Raw genomic sequence first — 22,245 nt, forward strand, 5'->3', positions numbered from 1 at the left:
CAAAGGCTTCGGACGTTTCCTGCGAGTTGCGGCGGTTTGCGTGAACTGGTGGGCGCGGTGGTGCGGGGATAGTCTTTGGCTGTCTCCGCAAGTGTGGAGACAGGGCGTAGGAGCCCTGATTTCAGAGCAGTGCATAAGCGTCGTTGCCCGATTTGCGGCAGTCTTCGCTCGACCGTAAGATCTTTTGCGGCGGTTATGCGCGGGCACGCTTCGGCGTGGCTGAGTGCTCTGGTCTCAGTCCTCCTACCCCGCGCATGGCTGCCACCCAATCCGTAGGAGGAAACGGTGGACGTTCACTTCACTACCAGAGGTTAAAAAATGAGCAAGCTTCATCCCGATCCACCCTACGAGCCCTTCATCCCCCACCCCGACAACCGCCTCATGGCGCTGACCAGCAACTGCAACGACATGCCCACCCTGTTCATCGACACCCACGCCCCGCTCGACATCCTGATGGACGCCGCCAACTACCGCATCCGCGCCGTGATCCAGGTCCTGGAAAACATGTGCATGCGCGGCTCGGTCGAGTGCGACTCGGTCATCCTCAGCGACTTCGCCCAGCTCTGTGTGATTCCATTGCGTGATGGCTGTGATGTGTTGGATGTGATTGGCAAGCGCCTACACGCCATACCGTCCTGACTCGATCGTTCCCACGTCGAGGCGTCAAACCGTCTACGTGGGAATGCCTCCAGGGATGCACCGCGTTCCAGGCGTCCACCGCAATTGTGGCTGATACCCCATGCGACGCGGAGCGTCACGGGCTGCATTCCCACGCGGAGCGTGGGAACGATCATTAGTGCAGCGGCACGCCACTCAGCTGCGAGCCCCTGACTTGCCGCCCGGTAAAAGGTAAACTTCACGGCCCTCGCAGGAGCAGCCATGAATTATCGTCACGCCTTCCATGCCGGCAATCACGCCGATGTGTTCAAACACCTGACCTTGACCCGCCTCATCGCCCTGATGTCGCGCAAGGAGCAGCCGTTTGCCTATCTCGACAGCCACGCTGGCATCGGTCTGTATGACCTGCAGGGCGATCAGGCCAATCGTACCGGCGAGTACCTGGAAGGCATCGCGCGGTTGTGGGATCAGCCGGATCTGCCGGCGCTGACCGCCGACTACATGAGGGTGCTGCACGAGATGAACCCGGATGGCCAGTTGCGTTATTACCCGGGTTCGCCGGAGCTGGCGCGGCGTCTGACCCGTTCCCAGGATCGTGTGTTGCTCAACGAGAAGCACCCGGAAGACGGCGTGCTGCTCAAGGACAACATGAAGGGTGACCGCCGTGTGGCCGTGCATCTGGGCGAGGGCTGGCATGTAGCGCGGGCGCTGCTGCCGGTGGCCGAGAAGCGTGCAGTGATGTTGATCGATCCGCCGTTCGAGAAACTCGACGAGATGCAGCGTTGTGCGGCGTCGCTGAAAGAGGCGATCTCGCGGATGCGCCAGACCGTCGCGGCGATCTGGTATCCGGTGAAGGATCAGCGCGCGCTGCGTCGTTTCTATCAGGATCTGGCCGGCACCGGTGCGCCGAAACTGCTGCGGGTCGAACTGCTGGTGCATCCGCTGGACACGCCGAACAGCCTGAACGGTTCTGGCCTGGCGATTGCCAATCCGCCGTGGGGGCTGGAGGAAGAATTGCGTGAGTTGCTGCCGTGGCTGTCCAGGAAACTGGGGCAGACCCAGGGTGGGTGGCAGATGGACTGGTTGATCGCCGAGAGCTGATCAACCGTCAATCGCTCCCGCACATAGCGCGGGAGCGATCAGGGCGGGCTTAGTTACCCGCCAGACTCGGTGGCATGCACACACCCGTGCCGCCAATCCCGCAGTAGCCTTCCGGATTTTTCGCCAGGTACTGCTGGTGATAGGTCTCGGCGAAGTAAACGGTCGGCGCCTGTTCAATCTCGGTGCTGATTTCACCCAGGCCCGCCTTCGACAACTCAGCCTGATAGACAGCCTTGCTCTTCAGTGCCGCCTCCAGTTGCTCCGGATGGGTCGCGTAGATCACCGAACGGTACTGGGTGCCGATGTCATTGCCCTGACGCATGCCCTGCGTCGGGTTGTGCAATTCCCAGAACATCGCCAGCAGCTCTTCGTAGCTGACCTTGGCCTTGTCGAACACCACCAGCACCACTTCGGCATGGCCGGTCAGACCCGAGCAGACCTCTTCGTAGGTCGGGTTCGGCGTGAAACCGCCGGCGTAACCGACCACGGTACTGACTACGCCTTCGCGCTGCCAGAAGCGGCGCTCGGCACCCCAGAAGCAACCCAGGCCGAAGATCGCGAAGTCGACGTCCTGAAAGAACGGGCCCAGCAACGGCGTCTCGGTGAAAACAAAGTGTTTTTCAGGCAGGGCCATCGGGGTTTCGCGGCCAGGCAGAGCTTGTTCTTTAGTCGGTAGCACGTTTTTGTTCACCAGAATTTCCGAGCGCAGAACCATGATCGTTCCTCTCAGTCAGGATGGGATGTCTATAAGCAGACCCACAGTGTGCCCAATGATGCCCGGTTAATCACCAGGCAAAATGTGCGGATAGTGTCCTGTGGGTTACAGAGAGAGCGGACCACGCGGGTAGCGCTTGAGCGCCTGGATCAGCTCGCCGCCCGGAATCGGCCGGTCGAACAGGTAGCCCTGGCCGACGTCGCAGCGGTGGCGACGCAGGAACGCCAGCTGCTCGGCGGTCTCGATGCCTTCGGCCACGACCTTGAGTTTCAGGTTGTGGGCCATGGCGATCACGGCGGAAGTGATTTCCATGTCGTCCTGGTTGTCCGGAATTTCATGGATGAAGCTGCGATCGATCTTGATGATGTCGATCGGGAATTTCTTCAGGTAGCTGAGCGACGAGTAACCGGTGCCGAAGTCGTCCATGGCCAGGGTCAGGCCCAGGCGCTTGAGCTGGTCGAGCTGCAAGTGGGTGTCTTCGGTGGCTTCCAGCAGCAGGCCCTCGGTCAGCTCCAGCTCCAGCAAATTGGCCGGCAGTGCTTCTTCCTTGAGGATGTTGGCGATGGAGGCCACCAGATCCGGGTCGGAGAACTGCTTGGGCGACAGGTTGATCGCCACTTGCAGATTGCCCATGCCAGCGGCGGTCAGCGCCTTGCTCATGCGGCAGGCCTGGCGGGCGATCCACTTGCCGATCGGTATGATCAGTCCGGTTTCCTCGGCGACGCTGATGAACTGGTCCGGGCGGATCATGCCGCGCTCCGGGTGGTTCCAGCGCAGCAGCGCTTCCATGCCCAGCAACCGACCGCTGCGCAGGCACAGCTTCGGCTGGTAGAACACGTCCAGCTCGTTCTGGGTCAGGGCTCGGCGCAGGTTGTTCTCGACGAACAGTTTGTAGCTGGCTTCGGCGTTCAGCGCTTCGGTGAACACCTGCACCTGATGTTTGCCGTTGGCCTTGGCCTTGTGCAGGGCCAGGCCGGCGTTGCGCATCAAGGTCTGCGGGTCGCGACCGTGCAGCGGTGCGCAGGCCAGGCCCACGGAGCCGGTGACGCTGATCAGCTGGTTGTCGACGAACATCGGTTTATCCAGCGTCGCCAGCAATTGGTTGGCGATCTGCTGCCCGGTGGCAAGGTCAGTGTCGTCGAGCAACACGGCGAATTCGTTACTGGCGAACCGTGCCAGGCTGCCGCTCGGGCTCAGGCTGTTGCGCAGGCGCCGGGCCAGGCTGATCAACAGTTTGTCGCCGGTCTGGTGGCCGAGACTGTCGTTGATTCGCTTGAAGTTGTCGATGTCCACCAGCAGCAGGCTGATCGGGGTATCGCTATCCCGGGCGAAGCGTTCATCCAGATTGCGGATAAATGCAGGCCGGTTACCGAGGTTGGTCAGGTTGTCGGTGTAGGCCAGGCGCTCGATGCGCTGCTGCGCCAGTTTGGTCTGGGTGATGTCTTCGTAGATGCCGATGTAGTGCGTCAGCTCACGGTTGTCACCGTAGACCTTGGAGATCGACAGCTGGCCCCAGTAGGGTTCGAGGTTCTTGCGGCGGCTCTTGAACTCGCCCTGCCAGCTGTTGCTCTTGGCCAGCGCCGAGGGTGCGTCGAACAGCAGCTCGCTTAAGTTTTCCAGGGCTGGCAGCTCCGACAGGCGCTGGCCGTGGACTTCCTCGGTGGTGTACTGGGTGATCGCCGTGAAGCTCGGATTGACGTATTCGACCACGCCGTCGCAATTGACCAGCAAAAAGGCGTTGGCACTTTGCTCGACCGCGCGCTGGAACAGGTGCAGCGCGCTGGTGGCGGTGCGGCGGTTGTGATTGTTGATGACCTGGGCGAACTGGTCGGCGAGTTCACCGGCAAAGGCGATTTCGTCGGACTGCCAGGCGCGGGTGACGCCGGTCTGCTCCAGGCACAACACGCCCACCACCTGGCCGTCGACGCGGATGCTGGCGTCGAGCATGGCATTGACGTCGCGCGGGCGCAGGGCTTCGGCCATTTCCCGGGTGCGCGGGTCGCGCATTGCGTTGTGCGCGTCGATGGCGCGACTGCCGTGCAGGGCGTCCATGTAATCGGGGAAGCCGCTGACGTCGATCACCTCCGGCAGGATGTATTCCTGGGTGGCGCGGTGGTAGGCCGAGATCGGTATCAGCTTCTGGCCTTCGAGGTTCCACAGGCTGGCGCAGTCGATTTCGTAGATATCGCAGGCGCAGCGGGTAATCAACTCGGCAGCTTCCTGCAGGGAGTTCTGGCTACTGTAGCGCTGGCGGGCCAGCAACAGGATCAGATCCTGCTGGGCGCGCACCCGCTCCAGATGTTGCAGCTGTTCCTGCTGGGCGCGCTGATTGAGCTCAAGGGCAATTTGCAGGCGCGAATTCTGCGTTTCCAGGTCGACGGACGGCAGCGGTTGTGCTTCCTCGAATACATTGTCGACCACCATCAGGTAACCGCGCAGCAAGTGGCGGTTGTGCTGTTTGTAGGCTTCCCCGAGTTCAAGAATGCTCAGCGCACCAGCGGTGGTATGCAGGGTGTAGCGCACCAGATAGTGCGGGCTTTCGCCAAGTTGCTGCTGGATCGCGTCATGCAACTGATAGCGTGCTTCGGGCTCCATCAGGCTGGCATAGGGTGAACCGACCAGGGCGCAGAGTTCGACGGCAGGCTGGCCGAACTGGCGTTCGCAGTTGGGGTCGAGAAACAGCATCGCCCAGCTGGCTTCATTCAAGCGCTCGAAACGCAGCATGCCGAGCCGCGAGGGCACAGGCAACTGCGTCACTACCTCGGCCACCATACGGCTGGCGGCATCGGGTTGGCTCTTCATGAAGGGAACTCGCTTGGAAATTTGCTGAACGCGCCGGGCTCTCGCCCTCTTTACTGTTGCCTGCGGCAAGGTTGCATCATTGCGGCACCGACTGACAAGAGACATGAAGGCCAAGTGCTATAAGAATATGTCGGCTGCAATGAACATTTCTCCAGCGGTTGCCGGAAAGTAATGCCGTTCAGTGCGCAGAGTGCCGTTCCAGAGCCCTCCGACATCCGGAACGGTCGTGCCGCTGGATTCATCGCAACGCAATGTCGATGGATTGCAGGTGCCTGCCATCCCGATCGTGATAGTTGACCCGGATCCGCCCGGTCTCGACCACCATGTGCGCGAAGTTGTCCTGGCTGACGACCTGGCTGGTCAGTTCGTGCCGGTATTCGCCTGCCGCGGTCTGCGCCAGTGGCTGATCGAGCGTGAAGGTCGAGAGGGTGGCATAGGGCAACAGTTTGCTGTTGCTCAGTGGCGAGGACACGACGGTGTGCACCTCGAAGTCCGGGTCTTCGCTGTGGGTCAGGCGACTGGTCAGTGAGCCATGCACATCGCCGGAAATGAACACGACATTCCTGAGCCGATGCTGGCGGATGGTTTCCAGCAGGCGCAGGCGCTGTTCGGGGAAGCCCGCCCACGCATCATCGCCGTTCATTTTGCGGTCGGGATAGAACATGACGCTGGTGACCGCAAACTTGACCCGCGCCGGGCTATTGACCAGCCACTTGCACAGAGCCTGTTCCTGTTCTTCATCGAGGATGCGGCGGTTCTCGGTCGACAAGTTGCGGCGAGTTCGACTGTCCGTTACAAACCATTCGATATCGCCGTCGCTGAATGGATACCAATAGTGCTTGAGCGAAGTGCGGTCGATTGTGCCGTTAGTTGTTGTCGAGCAGATTGGGCTGTGACTCGCTTGATAAATATCGTAAGCCGCCATTGCATTGCGATAGAGGGTTTTATCGTGCTCGTTGGCGTTTGCTGGCCAGTTGTCTTGTATTTCGTGATCGTCCAGGATCATGTAGGTCGAAGTGCCGGACATCAACCGTCGGATATTAGGCAGGGAAAACGCCGCACGATACTTCGCAATGAACTCGTCATAGTCGCGATCCGGGGCGAACAGGTTCAAGTCGTCGGCGTAGATCTGATCGCCACACATCATGATCGCGCGGATTGCCGGTTGTGCGCCCTCGATCAGTTGGCTGATGGAGGCGAAGATCCGGTCGCCCGGATGAGGGAGCACCGGGATGCCGGCGGTCATGCGCAGGTAACGGCATGAGCCGAGGATGTAGGCGCGCGGCTGCAAGGGCTGGCTGCTGCGGGTGCGCAGGCGATAGGTTTCCCGTGGCCATTGCAGCGGCAACTCCGCCACGCTGTGGATGGTGTGGACGGGACTCATCGGGCTGAACCAGCCGGTCTGGTATTCGTATTCGGTGTCAGCCTCCAGATGATCGAGTACGAGCACTTCCGTCATGTCGCGGGTTGAATCAAGTTTGACAAACTGACCGGGTTGCCATTGTTTCGAATCCAGTGACCGATAACGAATACCGGCAAATACGGCCGCGTTATGTTGCAGTTCACCACGAATAAAAATCCGCGCCTGATTAGTTGTTGTGTGGCCGATGATCGGGCCGACAGTAGGTTTGTGCATGTTCGAATCCATTCGAATAAGTATTGGTTATGAACTAAGTTGCTCGGGTTTATTGGTGCAACTTTTATTCGCCAAGGTTAGTTGCCTGCTGCTGAAAAATATCGATAGGAAATGGACTAAGTTCGTGGCTTATATCAGCACCCTTTGTGGGAAAAGTTCAGGCGGCCGTTATTTCAGGCAAAAAAAAGCCCCGCCAAACTGACGGGGTTGAGGTACGAGCGTGTGGCGCTCGAAAACGTGGAACACGTTCGGCCCTCCGTTGCCGGAGGGCCGAACGCTTTACAGCAGGATGGTGCGGATGTCCGCCAGCAGGTCGCTCAGACGCTTGGTGAAGCGTGCAGCAGCGGCGCCGTTGATCACACGGTGATCGTAGGACAGCGACAGTGGCAGCATCAGTTTCGGCTGGAAGGCTGTGCCGTCCCAGACTGGCTGGATGGTTGCCTTGGAAACACCGAGGATCGCCACTTCCGGCGCGTTGACGATCGGCGTGAAGCCCGTGCCGCCAATGTGGCCGAGGCTGGAAATGGTGAAGCAGGCGCCTTGCATCTCGTCCGACGAGAGCTTCTTGGTCCGGGCTTTTTCAGCCAGGGAAGCGGCCTCGGCGGCCAGTTGCAGCAGGCTCTTCTGGTCGACGTTCTTGATGACCGGTACCAGCAGGCCATCCGGGGTGTCGACGGCGAAGCCGATGTTCACGTATTTCTTGCGGATGATCGCCTTGCCGCTTGGTGCCAGCGAGCTGTTGAAGTCCGGCAGTTCCTTGAGCAGGTGGGCGCAGGACTTGAGCAGCAGCGGCAGAATGGTCAGCTTGACGCCGGCCTTCTCTGCAACGGCTTTCTGGGCGGTGCGGAACGCTTCCAGCTCGGTGATATCCGCCGAGTCGAATTGCGTGACGTGCGGCACGTTCAGCCAGCTGCGGTGCAGGTTGGCGGCGCCGACCTGCATCAGGCGGGTCATCGGCACTTCTTCGATTTCGCCGAAACGGCTGAAATCGACGACCGGAATCGGCGGGATGCCCGCGCCACCGGTTGCGCCAGCCGCAGCGGCCGGTGCTTCCTTGGCCTTCTGCATCATGGCTTTGACGTACACCTGCACGTCTTCTTTCAGGATGCGACCGTGCGGACCGCTGGCGCCAACGGCACTCAGCTCGACGCCGAATTCGCGAGCCAGCTGACGCACGGCAGGGCCGGCGTGAACCTTGGCGCCCGGCTTGGCAGGAGCGGCAGCCGGAGCGGCAGCAGCAGGTGCAGCGGCGGCCGGAGCAGCAGCGGCTGGTGCTGGAGCGCTCGGTGCAGCAGCGGCAGCTGGAGCCGGGGCAGCAGCCGGAGCGGCGCCTTTGACTTTCAGCTTGAGGATCAGGTCGCCAGTGCCGACTTCGTCGTCCAGCTTGATGGAAACGCTTTCCACCACGCCGGCGGCAGGCGACGGGATTTCCATGCTCGCCTTGTCGGATTCCAGGGTGATCAGCGACTGGTCGGCTTCAACGCTGTCGCCAGCCTTGACCAGTACTTCGATGATCTTGGCCTTGCCGGCCGAGCCGATGTCCGGAACGTGGATGTCCTGAACACTGTCGGCAACCGGTGCGGCTGGAGCAGCGGCAGGCGCCGGCGCAGTGGCAGTGGCTGGAGCGGCAGCCTGGGCCGGAGCGGCCGCAGCAGGGGTTGCAGCACCCGCCACTTCCAGATCCAGGATCAGGTCGCCAGTGCCGACTTCGTCGTTCAGCTTGACGCTGATGGCCTTGACCACGCCAGCGGCAGGCGACGGGATTTCCATGCTCGCCTTGTCGGATTCCAGGGTGATCAGCGACTGATCAGCCTCGACGGTGTCACCGACCTTGACCTGGATCTCGATGATCTGGGCCTTGCCCGACGAACCGATGTCCGGCACGTGCACTTGCTGAACCGAAGCGGCAGCAGGGGCTGCGGCAGGCGCAGCCGGTGCAGGCGCGGCGGCCGGTGCAGCTTCAGCCTTGGCGGCAGGAGCAGCAGCCGGAGCAGGGGCCGCTTGCGCGGCGCCCTCGACTTCCAGTTCCAGCAGTTCGTCGCCTTCTTTCAGGCGATCGCCCAGCTTCACTTTCAGGCTCTTGATGACGCCGGCCTTCGGGGCCGGCACTTCCATGCTGGCCTTGTCCGATTCCAGGGTCAGGATGCTCTGGTCGGCTTCGATACGGTCGCCGACCTTCACAAACAGTTCGATTACTTCACCTTCACCGCTGCCGATGTCAGGTACGCGAATGAGTTCGCTCACAGAGTTTCTCCTCAGCAGTCCAGTGGGTTGCGTTTTTCCGGGTCGATGCCGAACTTGGTGATGGCCTCGGCCACGACTTTAGGTTCGATATCACCACGGTCAGCCAGTGCTTCCAGGGCTGCCAACACCACGAAATGACGGTCGACTTCGAAGAAATGACGCAGTTTCTTGCGGCTGTCGCTGCGGCCGAAACCGTCGGTGCCCAGGACTTTGAATTCCTTGGACGGTACCCACTGACGGATCTGCTCGGCGAACAGCTTCATGTAGTCGGTCGATGCGATGACCGGACCCTTACGGCCGCTCAGGCATTCTTCGACGTAGCTTTGCTTAGGCTTCTGGCCAGGTTTCAGACGGTTGCTGCGCTCTACGGCCAGGCCGTCGCGACGCAGTTCGTTGAAGCTGGTGACGCTCCATACGTCGGCGCCGATGTTGAACTCTTCACGCAGGATCTTCGCCGCTTCACGCACTTCACGCAGGATGGTGCCGGAGCCCATCAGCTGTACGTGGTGCGCCGCGTCGCGGGTGTCTTCTTCGAGCAGGTACATGCCTTTCTTGATGCCTTCTTCGGCACCGGCCGGCATGGCTGGCTGCTGGTAGGACTCGTTCATCACGGTGATGTAATAGAAGATGTCCTGTTGCTCTTCGGTCATCTTCTTCATGCCGTCCTGAATGATCACCGCCAGCTCGTAGCCGTAGGTCGGATCGTAGGTGCGGCAGTTCGGGATGGTGGCAGCCAGCAGGTGGCTGTGACCATCTTCGTGCTGCAGGCCTTCACCGTTCAGGGTGGTACGGCCGGCGGTGCCGCCGATCAGGAAGCCACGGGTACGGCTGTCGCCGGCAGCCCAGGCCAGATCGCCGATGCGCTGGAAGCCGAACATCGAGTAGAAGATGTAGAACGGCAGCATTGGCTGGTTGTGGCTGGAGTACGAAGTACCGGCGGCGATGAAGGAACTCATGGCGCCCGCTTCGTTGATGCCTTCTTCAAGGATCTGACCTTTCTGGTCTTCCTTGTAGAACATCACCTGGTCTTTATCGACTGGCTCGTAGAGCTGGCCGACGGACGAGTAGATGCCCAGCTGACGGAACATGCCTTCCATACCGAAGGTACGGGCTTCGTCCGGGATGATCGGCACGATGCGCGGGCCGATTTCCTTGTCCTTGACCAGTTGCGCGAGGATCCGCACGAAGGCCATGGTGGTGGAAATTTCACGGTCGCCGGAACCGTCGAGGATCGCCTTGAGGGTGTCCAGGTCCGGAGTCGGCACGCTGAAGCTCTGGGCGCGACGCTGAGGCACGAAACCGCCCAGTGCGGCACGACGCTCGGCCAGGTAACGGGCTTCGGCGCTGTTTGGTTCCGGCTTGAAGAACGGCAGGTTTTCCAGCTCTTCGTCTTTTACCGGGATGTCGAAGCGGTCGCGGAACAGCTTCAGGCTGTCGACGTCGACTTTCTTGGTGTTGTGCGCGGTGTTCTTCGCTTCGCCCGCACCGGTACCGTAACCCTTGATGGTCTTGGCCAGGATGACGGTCGGTTGTTCCTTGTGGTTGACCGCTTCGTGGTACGCCGCGTAGACCTTGTACGGGTCGTGGCCGCCACGGTTGAGTTTCCAGATCTCGTCGTCGGACAGATCGGCAACCATCGCCTTGAGCTCAGGCGTGTTGAAGAAGTGCTCGCGAACGAACGCGCCGTCTTTGGCTTTGTAGTTCTGGTACTCGCCGTCGATGACTTCGTCCATGCGACGTTGCAGGATGCCGTCGACGTCCTTGGCCAGCAACGGGTCCCAGAAACGGCCCCAGATGACTTTGGTCACGTTCCACTGAGCACCGCGGAACACGCCTTCGAGTTCCTGGATGATCTTGCCGTTGCCGCGAACCGGGCCGTCGAGGCGCTGCAGGTTGCAGTTGATGACGAAGATCAGGTTGTCCAGCTTCTCGCGGCCGGCCAGGGAGATCGCGCCCAGGGATTCCGGCTCGTCGCACTCGCCGTCGCCCAGGAAGCACCAGACTTTCTGTTTGCCCGGCTGGATGAAACCGCGGTGTTCCAGGTACTTCATGAAGCGTGCCTGGTAGATCGCCTGGATCGGGCCCAGACCCATCGATACGGTCGGGAACTGCCAGAAGTCAGGCATCAGCCAAGGGTGCGGATAGGACGACAGGCCCTGACCGTCGACTTCCTGGCGGAAGTTGTTCATCTGGTCTTCGGTGATGCGGCCTTCCATGAAGGCACGGGCGTAAACGCCTGGCGAGGTGTGGCCCTGGAAGTAGATGAGGTCGCCGCCGTGTTCGTCGGTCGGGGCCTGGAAGAAGTAGTTGAAGCCGATGTCGTACAGGGTCGCACTGGAAGCGAAGCTGGAGATGTGACCACCCAGGTCAGAATCTTTCAGGTTCGTACGCATTACCATGGCCATCGCGTTCCAGCGTACCAGCGAGCGAATGCGGCGTTCCATGAACAGGTCGCCAGGCATGCGTGCTTCGTGGGTAACGGGGATCGTGTTGCGGTAAGGCGTGGTGATCGCGTAAGGGAGCTGCGAACCGCTGCGGGTCGCCAGTTCACCCATACGGGTCATCAGATAGTGAGCACGGTCTTCGCCTTCTTTGTCGAGAACCGATTCCAGGGCGTCCAGCCATTCCTGGGTTTCGACGGGATCGAGGTCTTGCATGGCTTGCTCCAGGGCGGAAAGGCTTCCAGAATCGGTTGCCTGAGTTTGCGACTGGCCTTGTGGGCAGACGATTTAAAATTCTTGGATTGCCGACAGGTTGTTCCGGCGGCGTGTAGTTTTACTACAAATCATCCGGCATTTCAGCCTTTCGAATGTATAGACGAGTAGTAAAACTACAGATGAAAGGCTTGTGGCCTCCAACTGCGTTGTGAGAATAATCGTTAAGGTTAGTCTTTAGCTATCCGAAAAAGGTGAAAGTTTGATGCTGACTGCCAAAGAAAAAGAAATTTCAGCTATTTCTCACTTTTGTTCGACAGTCCTTCGCGTAGCGGTTTTTCATTCATCACTACAAGCGGCCATTTACACGCCGATCAAGGATAGACCATGACCCTGCCCGCGCTTGCCGAACTGCCCGCCATTCTCCTGCCGTTGGTCAGCCGATCGGAGCAGTCGTTCCGTACGGCCGTCGCGCAACTGGAAGACGATCACGGCTTCTCGTCCTGGACGCCGGAACGCTGGGCGCAGTTCGCCCGCGTCAGTGCCGCCAGCGATTTCGTCATTGAACAGAGCGTTCGTGACCCTTTGATGTTGTTGTCGCTGGTGCAGTCCGGCGAACTCGACCGGCCATTCGCCCCCGGCGAATTGTGTGGGCAGATCGCACAGGCGGTCAGCACCGCGCAGACCGAAGATGAACTGGGCCGCGTCCTGCGCCGTCAGCGCGCCCGGCATCAGGTGCGGATCATCTGGCGCGACCTCAACCGTCAGGCCGATCTGGTGCAGACCTGCCGCGATCTCTCGGACATGGCCGATGCCAGCATCGACCAGGCCTATCAATGGTTGTACCGCCGCCATTGCGACCAGTTCGGCACGCCGACCGGCCGGCGCAGCGGCGAACCACAGCAAATGGTGATCCTCGGCATGGGCAAGCTCGGCGCGGTCGAGCTGAACCTGTCCTCGGACATTGACCTGATCTTCGCCTACCCCGAGGGCGGCGAAACCGTCGGCGTGAAGCGCCCGCTGGACAACCAGGAATTCTTCATCCGCCTCGGCCAGCGCCTGATCAAGGCGCTCGATCCGATCACTGTCGACGGTTTCGTGTTCCGCGTCGACATGCGCCTGCGCCCGTATGGATCGTCCGGCGCGCTGGTGCTGAGTTTCAATGCGCTGGAGCAGTATTACCAGGATCAGGGCCGCGACTGGGAACGCTACGCGATGATCAAGTCGCGGGTGGTGGCCGGCGATCAGGTGGCGGGCGAGCAATTGCAGGAAATGCTGCGGCCGTTCGTGTACCGGCGCTATCTGGACTTCTCGGCGATCGAAGCGCTGCGCACCATGAAGCAACTGATCCAGCAGGAAGTGCGGCGCAAGGGCATGGCCGACAACATCAAGCTTGGCTCCGGCGGTATCCGTGAAGTCGAATTCATCGCCCAGGCCTTTCAACTGATTCACGGCGGTCGCGACCTGAGTCTGCAACAGCGGCCTCTATTAAAGGTGTTGAGCACGCTCGAAGGGCAGGGCTATCTGCCGCCGACGGTGATCGGCGAGCTGCGCGAAGGTTACGAATTCCTGCGTTACACCGAACACGCGATCCAGGCGATTGCCGACCGCCAGACCCAGATGCTGCCGGACAGCGCTCAGGATCAGGCGCGTATCGCGTTCATGCTCGGTTTCGCCGACTGGGAGGCGTTCCACGAGAAACTGATGTTCTGGCGCGGTCGCGTGGCCTGGCACTTCGCGCAAGTGATCGCCGATCCCGACGAGGACGCGGGCGCCGAGAGTGAAGTGGTGGTTGGCGGCGAATGGCTGCCGCTGTGGGAAGAGGCTCAGGACGAAGAGGCGGCCTGTCGCCAACTGGAGGAGGGCGGTTTCGCCGACGCGACCAAGGCCCTGAGGGCGCTGGCGAGCCTGCGTACCAGCCCGCAACTGCGGGCGATGCAGCGTCTGGGGCGCGAACGTCTCGATGCCTTTATTCCGCGCCTGCTCGCTCAGGCGGTGGAGCATGAAAATCCCGATCTGGTGCTGGAGCGGGTGCTGCCGCTGGTCGAAGCGGTGGCCCGGCGTTCGGCTTATCTGGTGCTATTGACGGAAAACCCCGGCGCGCTGCGCCGCTTGTTGACGTTGTGCGCCGCCAGTCCGTGGATCGCCGAACAGATCACCCGTTTCCCGCTGCTGCTCGATGAATTGCTCAACGAAGGCCGGCTGTTCAAGCCGCCGCTGGCGCCGGAACTGGCCGCCGAGTTGCGCGAGCGCCTGACGCGAATCCCGGAAGACGACCTTGAACAACAGATGGAAGCCCTGCGCCATTTCAAACTGGCGCACCGCTTGCGCGTCGCCGCCTCGGAAATCGCCGGCAGCCTGCCGTTGATGAAAGTCAGCGATTACCTGACCTGGCTGGCGGAGGCGATTCTGGAACAAGTGCTGGCCCTGGCCTGGCGCCAGACCGTGGCCAAGTACGGCACGCCGCTGCGCACCGATGGCACGCTGTGCGATCCCGGCTTCATCATTGTCGGTTATGGGAAAGTCGGCGGGATCGAGTTGGGGCATGGTTCGGACCTGGATCTGGTGTTCATTCACGATGGCGATCAGCAGGCCGAAACCGATGGCCCGAAACCGATCGATGGCACGCAGTTCTTCACCCGGCTCGGCCAGCGGATCATCCATTTGCTGACGGCGCAGACCAACTCCGGCCAGCTGTACGAAGTGGACATGCGCCTGCGTCCGTCCGGGGCGTCCGGGTTATTGGTCAGTTCGCTCGGCGCATTTGCGCGCTATCAGGAAAACGAAGCCTGGACCTGGGAGCATCAGGCCCTGGTGCGAGCCCGGGTGCTGGTGGGCAGCCAGGATGTCGGCCAGGCGTTCGAGAACGTCCGGGCCCAGGTGCTGGGCAAGGCGCGGGATCTGGCGAAACTGCAACAGGAAGTGAGCGAGATGCGCGCCAAGATGCGCGATAACCTCGGCAGCAAGAGCACCGCCGCCGGTACCGGGGCGAATGCCTTCGAGGCCACGGCGCCGTTCGACCTCAAGCAGGACGCCGGAGGTATCGTCGATATTGAATTTATGGTGCAATACGCGGCCCTGGCGTGGTCGCAGGCCCACCCGCCGTTGCTGCGCTGGACGGACAATATCCGCATTCTGGAAGAGCTGGAACACGAAAGGCTGATGCCTGCCGAAGATGCCAGTCTGTTGCGCGAGGCCTACAAGGCCTATCGTTCCGCTGCCCACCGGCAGGCCTTGCAGAAGGACGCCGGGGTGATACCGGGCGATCAGTTCGCGGACGAACGGCGGCAGGTGATGCGGATCTGGCGTGAGCTGGGGCTAAGCTGATTCTCGAGACGGGGAGGCGTAAGGCCTCCCCGGTTCGTTTATGGAAACCACATGAATATTCTGATCGTTGGGCCCAGTTGGGTCGGTGACATGGTGATGGCGCAGACACTGTTTCAGTGTCTCAAGCAGCGCCACCCGCAGTGCGAAATCGACGTGCTGGCCCCCGAGTGGAGTCGGCCGATCCTCGAACGCATGCCCGAAGTGCGCAAGGCCTTGAGCTTCCCGCTCGGCCACGGCGCGCTGGAGCTGGCGACCCGTCGGCGGATCGGCAAGTCCCTGGCCGGCCAGTACGACCAGGCGATCCTGCTGCCGAACTCGTTGAAGTCGGCGCTGGTGCCGTTCTTCGCCGGCATCCCGAAGCGCACCGGCTGGCGCGGCGAATTCCGCTATGGCCTGCTCAATGACGTGCGCACGCTGGATAAAGAACGTTATCCGCTGATGATCGAGCGTTTCATGGCGTTGGCTTACGAGCCGAATGCCGAGCTGCCGAAACCCTATCCACGCCCGAGTCTGCAAATCGACCCGGTCACCCGCGAGGCGGCGCTGGCCAAGTTCGGCCTGACCCTCGACCGCCCAGTGCTGGTGTTGTGCCCCGGTGCCGAGTTCGGCGAAGCCAAGCGCTGGCCGTCCGAGCATTACGCCAAGGTCGCCGAGGCGCGCATCCGTGAAGGCTGGCAGGTCTGGCTGTTCGGTTCGAAGAACGATCATGCGGTCGGTGAAGACATCCGCGCGCGGCTGATTCCGGGGCTGCGCGAGGAATCGGTGAACCTCAGCGGCGGCACTTCGCTGGCCGAGGCCATCGACCTGATGTCCTGCGCCGACTCGGTGGTCTCCAACGACTCCGGCCTGATGCACGTGGCTGCTGCGCTGAATCGCCCTTTGGTGGCGGTCTACGGTTCGACCTCGCCGGGTTTTACCCCACCACTGGCCGAGCACGTGGAAATCGTCCGTCTGGGTCTCGATTGCAGCCCTTGCTTCGATCGCACCTGCCGTTTCGGCCATTACAACTGCCTGCGCCAGCTGATGCCGGACGCGGTCAACGATGCCTTGCAGCGTTTGCAGGGCTCTGTGGTCGAGGTTCATTAACTTGCGGGTATTGCTGATCAAGACTTCATCGCTGGGCGACGTGATTCATGCGTTGCCGGCGCTGACCGACGCCGCCCGGGCGATTCCCGGGATCAAATTCGACTGGGTGGTGGAAGAAGGTTTCGCCGAGATTCCGACCTGGCACCCGGCCGTGGGCAAGGTGATTCCGGTGGCGATCCGCCGCTGGCGCAAAAACCTCTGGAAAACCATCACCAGCGGCGAATGGAAGCGCTTCAAGCAATCCGTTCGGGCGAACAAATATGACCTGGTGATCGATGCTCAGGGCCTGCTGAAAAGTGCCTGGCTGACTCGCTACGTCAAAGCTCCGGTGGCCGGTCTCGACAAGGGCTCGGCCCGTGAGCCGATCGCCGCGCGTTTTTATGACCGCAAACTGGCGGTGGCCCGTGGGCAGCACGCCGTCGAGCGCGTGCGCCAGTTGTTCGCGATTGCTTTGGGTTACGACTTGCCCAAGGGGCTGGGCGATTACGGCCTCAACGTTGAGCGCCTGGTCGAATTGCCGCGCAAGAATGCCTACGTGGTGTTCCTCCACGGCACCACCTGGGACACCAAACACTGGCCGGAGGCCTACTGGCGCGAGCTGACCGAGCGAGTCGGCTACCTCGGCGTCGGGATCAGGCTGCCGTGGGGCAACCCGCTGGAAAAGGCACGGGCCGAGCGCATCGCCGCCGGTTTCAAACACGCCGAAGTGCTGCCGAAGCTGAACCTGGCCGGGGTCGGCAAGGTGCTGGCCGGCGCCCAGGCCTGCGTCGCGGTGGACACCGGTCTCGGCCATCTGGCCGCAGCGCTGGATGTGCCGACGATTTCCCTGTTCGGCCCGACCAATCCGGGCCTGACCGGCGCCTACGGCAAGCTGCAGATTCACCTCGGCAGCGATTTTCCGTGCGCGCCGTGCCTGCAAAAGAAATGTACGTATCAACCGACCGCGCAGGATGCCCGTCAGTTTGACCTGAAACGCGAGTGGCCCCTGTGCTTCACGCGTCTGAATCCCGAGCGTGTTGCCAGCCGACTGAGCACGTTGTTGATGGCTGAGGAGCTGCGCTGATGCAATTGGCTTTTGTCCTGTACAAATATTTCCCGTTCGGCGGTTTGCAGCGCGATTTCATGCGCATCGCCCTCGAATGCCAGAAGCGCGGCCATCAAATTCGCGTCTACACCCTGATCTGGGAAGGCGACGTGCCGCCCGGTTTCGAAGTGCTGGTGGCGCCGGTCAAGGCGTTCTTCAATCACCGGCGCAATGAAAAGCTCAGCGCGTGGATGGAAGCGGACCTGGCCAAGCGTCCAGTGGATCGCCTGATCGGCTTCAACAAAATGCCGGGGCTGGACGTCTACTACGCCGCCGACGGCTGCTTCGAAGACAAGGCGCAGAACTTGCGCCATTCGCTGTATCGCCGCTGGGGCCGCTACCGCCACTTCGCCGAATACGAGCGCGCCGTGTTCGCCAAGGATGCGAAAACCGAAGTGCTGATGATTTCCGAAGTCCAGCAGCCGCTGTTCATCAAGCATTACGACACGCCGCTGGAACGCTTCCACCTGCTGCCGCCGGGTATCGCTCAGGATCGTCGCCGTCCGGCGGATGCCGACCAGATTCGCGCCGGTTTCCGCGCCGAATTCAACCTCAAGGACGACGAACTGCTGCTGGTGCAGATCGGCTCCGGGTTCAAGACCAAGGGCGTCGATCGCAGCCTGAAAGCGCTGGCCGCGCTGCCTGCCGAGCTGAAGACACGCACCCGGCTGTTTGTAATCGGCCAGGATGACCCCAAATTGTTCCAGATGCAGAGTGCAGCGCTGGGCCTGGGCGACAACGTGACGTTCCTCAAGGGGCGCAGCGATATCCCGCGTTTCCTGCTCGGCGCCGATCTGTTGATTCACCCGGCGTACAACGAAAACACCGGCACGGTGCTGCTTGAAGCGCTGGTCGCCGGGTTGCCGGTGCTGGTCAGCGCGGTCTGCGGTTATGCCCATTACATTGCCGAGGCCGATGCCGGGCGCGTGCTGGACGAGCCGTTTGATCAGACGCAACTGACGCAATACCTGACTGACATGTTGAACGACGACGCTGCACGGGCGGCCTGGAGCCGCAACGGTCTGGCCTTCGCCGAGACGGCCGACCTCTACAGCATGCCGCAGCACGCGGCCGATGTGATTCTGGCGGAGCACGCTTAAATGAAGTTGATGCTGGCTGAACCGTTCAAGAGCCTGTGGGCCGGGCGCGACCCGTTCGCCGAGGTCGAGGGCTTGCAGGGCGAGGTGTACCGCGAGCTGGAAGCCCGCCGGACGTTGCGCACGGAAGTCGACGGCAATGGCTTTTTCGTCAAGATTCACCGCGGTATCGGCTGGGGCGAGATCTTCAAGAACCTGCTGACCGCCAAGCTGCCGGTACTCGGCGCGGGCCAGGAGTGGAAAGCCATCCAGCGCTTGCAGGAAGTCGGTGTGCCGACCATGACCGCCGTCGCGTACGGCGAGAAGGGCAGCAACCCGGCGGATCAGCATTCGTTCATCGTCACCGAAGAACTGGCGCCGACCATCAGTCTCGAAGACTTCAGCATCGACTGGGTCAAGCAGCCACCGCAGCCGAAACTCAAGCGGGCGCTGATCGCCGAGGTTGCGCGCATGACCGGCATGATGCACCGCGCCGGGGTCAATCACCGCGACTGCTACATCTGCCACTTTCTGCTGCACACCGACAAACCGGTCACCCCGGAAGATTTCAAACTCTCGGTGATCGACCTGCACCGTGCCCAGACCCGTCCGGCGATCACCCAGCGCTGGCGCAACAAGGATCTGGCGGCGCTGTACTTCTCTGCGCTGGACATCGGCCTGACCCGTCGTGACAAATTGCGCTTCCTCAAAGGCTACTTCCAGCAACCGCTGCGCCAGATCCTGGCTGAAGAAGCGCCGTTGCTGAGCTGGCTCGAAGACAAGGCCAACAAGCTCTACGCGCGCAAGCAACGCTACGGGGATGCGCTCTGATGGCGGGTTGGAATCTGGAGCCTGAGTACCGTGAACTTGCGCAGTATTTCGGTAGCCTTGAAGCGGTATTCGCCCTGCAGGGCGAGCGCCTGACCCGCGATCCATTGTCCGAAGTCATTCGCGTGCAGCTCAACGGCGTCAACTATTACGTCAAGCGCTACAGCGGAGCCGGCAAGGGCCTGCGGCGTTATCTGGGCAAACCCCGGGTGAAGATGGAATGGCAGAACCTCAAGCGCTTCGCCAAGTGGGGCATTCCCACGGCTGAAGTCGTGGCGTGGGGGCTGGAACGCAAAGGCATGGCTTACGATCGCGGGGCGATGATCACCCGTGAACTGCCGCGCACCGAAGACCTGTCGGCACTGGCCGAGCGCAACGATCCCAAGCTCAAGGATCGCGCCTGGGTCGACGGCGTCAGCCGGCAACTGGCCGGTTATACCCGCGTCATGCACGACCACCGCTTCACCCATAACGATCTGAAGTGGCGCAACCTGCTGATCGACGATCAGGCGCAGCTGTTTTTAATCGACTGCCCGAACGGCGATTTCTGGCGCGGTTTCTGGCTCAAGTACCGGATCACCAAGGATCTGGCCTGCCTCGACAAGGTCGCCAAGTATCACCTGTCGAACACCCAGCGCCTGCGCTTCTACCTGCAATACCGTGGATGTGATCGGCTGAATGCCGCCGACAAGCAACGGATTCGCCACGTGGTGAGATTTTTTGAGGGACGCGAATGACTGATTTTCTGGCTGCTGAAGACCGTGCGCTCCTGGAGCGCAATGGTCTCGGCACGTTCGATGCGCTGTGGTCCAAGCAGCTCGACGCCGTGGATGAGCCCAACACCGATGGCGGCGGCTGGAGCAGCGTGTTTCGTCTGGAGCTGGAAGGGCATGGCTATTACCTCAAGCGCCAGTGCAATTACCTGACCCGCACCTTGCACGCGCCATTCGGCGAGCCGACGTTCGCCCGGGAGTTTCGCAACATCAGTCGTTACAACAAGCTTGGCATTCCGGCGTTGCAGGCGGCGTTCTTCGGTGAGCGCAAAGTCAACGGCGAAGTCCGAGCGATCCTGCTGACCCGCGCGCTGGACGGCTGGGACGATCTCGATTCGCTGTTGCAGCGCTGGTCGGACCTGGAGGTTGCGCAGCAATCGGCGATTCTCAAGTCTTGCGGACTGTTGGCGCGCCACCTCCACGGCATGCGTCAGGTACACGGCTGCTTCTATCCCAAGCACATTTTTCTGCGCGCCGAGGGCGATGGCTATCTGGCGCAGTTGATTGACCTGGAAAAGACCCGCCCGTTGCTGTTCGGCCTGCGTGACCGGGTCAAGGACCTGGAGCCACTGCTGCGCCGTGCGCCGGAGTGGAGCGAAGCGCAATTGCGTGAGCTGCTGGCGGCGTATCTCGATCAGGCGACGGACAGTTCGCTGGTGGATGCCTGGGTCACGCGGCTGACTGCGCGGCGCAGTCGCAAGGAGACCCGCTGATGCAGCTGTCCGACCTGAAAAATGCCGGGCGCACGCCGAGTCTGCCGCTGACGGTTTCGCTGGCCGATGCGGCGGGCGCTGCCGATTTGCAATTGCTCAGTCTGTTGCGGGTGTTGCCGGGGCAGCGTTACGTCGGTGCCGGTGTGTGGCGCGGACGTCCGGTGCTGGCCAAATTGCTGGTCGGCAACAAGGCCGCGCGGCACTTTCAGCGTGAACTGGAAGGCGTGAAGTTGCTCGCCACTCAGGGCATGACCACGCCGTTGTTGCTGGCCGATGGCCTGAAGGATGGCGAAGGCGGCTGGCTGCTGTTTGAGTTCCTTGAAGGCGCCGAAAGCCTGGGTGATGCCTGGAGCAAGGTCGAATCCCTGCCGGTTTTGGCGGATGAACAATCGGCGGTGCTGGCCGAAGCGCTCGGCGCGATCGGTCAGTTGCACGGCAAGGGCCTGTGGCAGGAAGACCTGCACCTGGACAACCTGCTGCGCCACGGCGGTCATCTGTATTTGATCGATGGCGCGGGTATCCGTGCGGAGACTGTTGGCCAGCCGTTGTCCCGGCAGAAAGTGCTGGAAAATCTCGGGGTGTTCTTTGCCCAGCTGCCCAAGTCGCTCGAGCCGTTCACCGAAGAATTGCTGGTGTATTACCTGCTGAGCAACAGCGAACACGCGCTGCCACTGGAAGCCTTGCAAAAACAGATCGACAAGGTGCGCGCCTGGCGCTTGAAGGATTACCTGATCAAGGTCGGTCGTGAGTGCACGCTGTTCAGCGTCAAGCGCGGTGCTTTTGGTTTGCGTGCAATTCGCCGCGAGGAAGAGGCCGCGATGCAGCCGGTGCTGGAGCAGGCCGATGCCTTGCTCGATCAGGGCCACCTGTACAAAACCGGCGGCGCGGCCAGTGTCGGCAAGGTCGAGGTTGCCGGGCGTGCGCTGGTGATCAAGCGTTACAACATCAAGAATTTTGCCCATTGGCTCAAGCGTTTCTGGCGTCCGAGCCGCGCCTGGCACTCCTGGTGCGAAGGCAATCGTCTGATGTTCCTCGGCATCGCCACGCCAAAACCGCTGGCGGTGCTGGAAACACGGTTTTTCTGGCTGCGCAGCAAGGCCTATCTGATCACCGAGTACCTGGCCGGGCCGGACATCATCGAGCGTTTTGCGCCTTACGTCGAAAGCGGCGCGGCGCCGGAAGCCGAATTGCAGGCCCTGGACCAACTGTTTGCCCGGCTGATCGCCGAACGTATCAGCCACGGCGACTTCAAGGGGCACAACCTGTTCTGGCAGGAAGACCGCTGGGCGCTGATCGATCTGGATTCGATGTGCCAGCACGGCTCGCTGGGCAGTTTCGCCCCGGCCTATGCCCGGGATCGCGCGCGGTTCATGCGCAACTGGCCTGAGAACAGTGCGCTGTATCAGGTGATAGATCAGCGTTTGCCCAGGGATGTGTCGGGCGCTGCATGATTACTTTCGCCAGCGTGTAGGGCATTTCTGCAGTTGAATCCGGGTGAGGGTTGTAGCGACAAATCCTTGTGACTTGTCCTACGGCCTTTCCGGAACCCATGAACTGCCCTTTGCAAAACCCCGATGCTAGTTTGCCC

Annotated in this window: 15 protein-coding genes; 10 read left to right on the top strand and 5 right to left on the bottom strand. The window is 61.5% G+C overall.

Features of this window, described 5'->3' with window-relative positions:
* Nucleotides 1-318: 318 nt before the first annotated feature.
* Together L6D81_RS17005 and L6D81_RS17010 are read left to right on the top strand one after the other, a co-directional pair.
* On the top strand, nt 319-639 hold the full coding sequence (locus tag L6D81_RS17005) for a hypothetical protein (RefSeq protein WP_236181150.1): 321 nt from the start codon (nt 319-321) through the stop codon (nt 637-639).
* A 240-nt stretch (nt 640-879) separates the two neighbouring features.
* On the top strand, nt 880-1,719 hold the full coding sequence (locus L6D81_RS17010; RefSeq protein ID WP_236181151.1) for a 23S rRNA (adenine(2030)-N(6))-methyltransferase RlmJ: 840 nt from the start codon (nt 880-882) through the stop codon (nt 1,717-1,719).
* 49 nt (nt 1,720-1,768) lie between these two features.
* Here the strand turns inward: L6D81_RS17010 and msrA are convergent, their stop codons facing one another.
* The 5 genes from msrA to aceE form a co-directional block, all read right to left on the bottom strand.
* The gene (gene msrA, locus L6D81_RS17015; RefSeq protein WP_236181152.1) at nt 1,769-2,434 is read right to left on the bottom strand and encodes a peptide-methionine (S)-S-oxide reductase MsrA; all 666 of its coding nucleotides are present in this window, start codon (nt 2,432-2,434) and stop codon (nt 1,769-1,771) included.
* Between the two features lie 105 nt (nt 2,435-2,539).
* On the bottom strand, nt 2,540-5,236 hold the full coding sequence (locus tag L6D81_RS17020; RefSeq protein WP_236181153.1) for a putative bifunctional diguanylate cyclase/phosphodiesterase: 2,697 nt from the start codon (nt 5,234-5,236) through the stop codon (nt 2,540-2,542).
* Nucleotides 5,237-5,474: 238 nt separating this feature from the next.
* Complete coding sequence (locus L6D81_RS17025) at nt 5,475-6,872, bottom strand: alkaline phosphatase D family protein (RefSeq protein ID WP_236181154.1); 1,398 nt, start codon at nt 6,870-6,872, stop codon at nt 5,475-5,477.
* A gap of 279 nt (nt 6,873-7,151) precedes the next feature.
* Nucleotides 7,152-9,116 carry a dihydrolipoyllysine-residue acetyltransferase gene (gene aceF / locus L6D81_RS17030; protein WP_236181155.1) on the bottom strand — a complete coding sequence of 655 codons (1,965 nt, stop codon included), beginning with the start codon at nt 9,114-9,116 and terminating at the stop codon, nt 7,152-7,154.
* 11 nt (nt 9,117-9,127) lie between these two features.
* Nucleotides 9,128-11,773 carry a pyruvate dehydrogenase (acetyl-transferring), homodimeric type gene (gene aceE / locus L6D81_RS17035; protein ID WP_064592997.1) on the bottom strand — a complete coding sequence of 882 codons (2,646 nt, stop codon included), beginning with the start codon at nt 11,771-11,773 and terminating at the stop codon, nt 9,128-9,130.
* A gap of 384 nt (nt 11,774-12,157) precedes the next feature.
* On the opposite strand from aceE, the gene glnE reads away from it, so the two are divergent.
* Genes glnE through L6D81_RS17075 form a run of 8 tightly spaced genes read left to right on the top strand, consistent with a single transcriptional unit; the run spans nt 12,158 to nt 22,108 of the window.
* Nucleotides 12,158-15,097, top strand: a complete 2,940-nt coding sequence (glnE, locus tag L6D81_RS17040) for a bifunctional [glutamate--ammonia ligase]-adenylyl-L-tyrosine phosphorylase/[glutamate--ammonia-ligase] adenylyltransferase (protein ID WP_236181156.1) — start codon at nt 12,158-12,160, stop codon at nt 15,095-15,097.
* Between the two features lie 51 nt (nt 15,098-15,148).
* The gene (gene waaF / locus L6D81_RS17045; RefSeq protein ID WP_039766536.1) at nt 15,149-16,183 is read left to right on the top strand and encodes a lipopolysaccharide heptosyltransferase II; all 1,035 of its coding nucleotides are present in this window, start codon (nt 15,149-15,151) and stop codon (nt 16,181-16,183) included.
* 1 nt (nt 16,184) lies between these two features.
* Nucleotides 16,185-17,246: a lipopolysaccharide heptosyltransferase I gene (waaC, locus tag L6D81_RS17050; RefSeq protein WP_236181157.1), complete on the top strand. Its 1,062-nt coding sequence runs from the start codon at nt 16,185-16,187 to the stop codon at nt 17,244-17,246.
* The gene (locus L6D81_RS17055) at nt 17,246-18,367 is read left to right on the top strand and encodes a glycosyltransferase family 4 protein (RefSeq protein WP_236181158.1); all 1,122 of its coding nucleotides are present in this window, start codon (nt 17,246-17,248) and stop codon (nt 18,365-18,367) included. The genes waaC and L6D81_RS17055 overlap by 1 nt, the downstream gene beginning before the upstream one ends.
* Nucleotides 18,368-19,174 (top strand): lipopolysaccharide core heptose(I) kinase RfaP, encoded by an 807-nt coding sequence (gene rfaP, locus L6D81_RS17060; RefSeq protein WP_236181159.1) that lies wholly within the window; start codon nt 18,368-18,370, stop codon nt 19,172-19,174.
* Nucleotides 19,174-19,908 carry a lipopolysaccharide kinase InaA family protein gene (locus L6D81_RS17065; RefSeq protein ID WP_236181160.1) on the top strand — a complete coding sequence of 245 codons (735 nt, stop codon included), beginning with the start codon at nt 19,174-19,176 and terminating at the stop codon, nt 19,906-19,908. Before rfaP ends, L6D81_RS17065 begins: the two co-directional genes overlap by 1 nt.
* On the top strand, nt 19,905-20,657 hold the full coding sequence (locus L6D81_RS17070; protein WP_236181161.1) for a lipopolysaccharide kinase InaA family protein: 753 nt from the start codon (nt 19,905-19,907) through the stop codon (nt 20,655-20,657). Before L6D81_RS17065 ends, L6D81_RS17070 begins: the two co-directional genes overlap by 4 nt.
* Complete coding sequence (locus L6D81_RS17075; protein WP_236181162.1) at nt 20,657-22,108, top strand: lipopolysaccharide kinase InaA family protein; 1,452 nt, start codon at nt 20,657-20,659, stop codon at nt 22,106-22,108. Before L6D81_RS17070 ends, L6D81_RS17075 begins: the two co-directional genes overlap by 1 nt.
* Nucleotides 22,109-22,245 lie beyond the last annotated feature (137 nt).

This window comes from Pseudomonas sputi (assembly GCF_021603585.1).
GTDB lineage: Bacteria > Pseudomonadota > Gammaproteobacteria > Pseudomonadales > Pseudomonadaceae > Aquipseudomonas > Aquipseudomonas sputi.

Excerpts from the sequence above, each read along its gene's own strand:
- msrA (WP_236181152.1), bottom strand. The coding sequence starts at position 2,434 with ATGGTTCTGCGCTCGGAAATTCTGGTGAACAAAAACGTGCTACCGACT.
- L6D81_RS17025 (WP_236181154.1), bottom strand. The coding sequence starts at position 6,872 with ATGCACAAACCTACTGTCGGCCCGATCATCGGCCACACAACAACTAAT.
- L6D81_RS17075 (WP_236181162.1), top strand. The coding sequence starts at position 20,657 with ATGCAGCTGTCCGACCTGAAAAATGCCGGGCGCACGCCGAGTCTGCCG.
- L6D81_RS17020 (WP_236181153.1), bottom strand. The coding sequence starts at position 5,236 with ATGAAGAGCCAACCCGATGCCGCCAGCCGTATGGTGGCCGAGGTAGTG.
- L6D81_RS17070 (WP_236181161.1), top strand. The coding sequence starts at position 19,905 with ATGACTGATTTTCTGGCTGCTGAAGACCGTGCGCTCCTGGAGCGCAAT.
- waaF (WP_039766536.1), top strand. The coding sequence starts at position 15,149 with ATGAATATTCTGATCGTTGGGCCCAGTTGGGTCGGTGACATGGTGATG.
- L6D81_RS17065 (WP_236181160.1), top strand. The coding sequence starts at position 19,174 with ATGGCGGGTTGGAATCTGGAGCCTGAGTACCGTGAACTTGCGCAGTAT.
- L6D81_RS17055 (WP_236181158.1), top strand. The coding sequence starts at position 17,246 with ATGCAATTGGCTTTTGTCCTGTACAAATATTTCCCGTTCGGCGGTTTG.
- glnE (WP_236181156.1), top strand. The coding sequence starts at position 12,158 with ATGACCCTGCCCGCGCTTGCCGAACTGCCCGCCATTCTCCTGCCGTTG.
- L6D81_RS17010 (WP_236181151.1), top strand. The coding sequence starts at position 880 with ATGAATTATCGTCACGCCTTCCATGCCGGCAATCACGCCGATGTGTTC.
- L6D81_RS17005 (WP_236181150.1), top strand. The coding sequence starts at position 319 with ATGAGCAAGCTTCATCCCGATCCACCCTACGAGCCCTTCATCCCCCAC.
- rfaP (WP_236181159.1), top strand. The coding sequence starts at position 18,368 with ATGAAGTTGATGCTGGCTGAACCGTTCAAGAGCCTGTGGGCCGGGCGC.
- aceE (WP_064592997.1), bottom strand. The coding sequence starts at position 11,773 with ATGCAAGACCTCGATCCCGTCGAAACCCAGGAATGGCTGGACGCCCTG.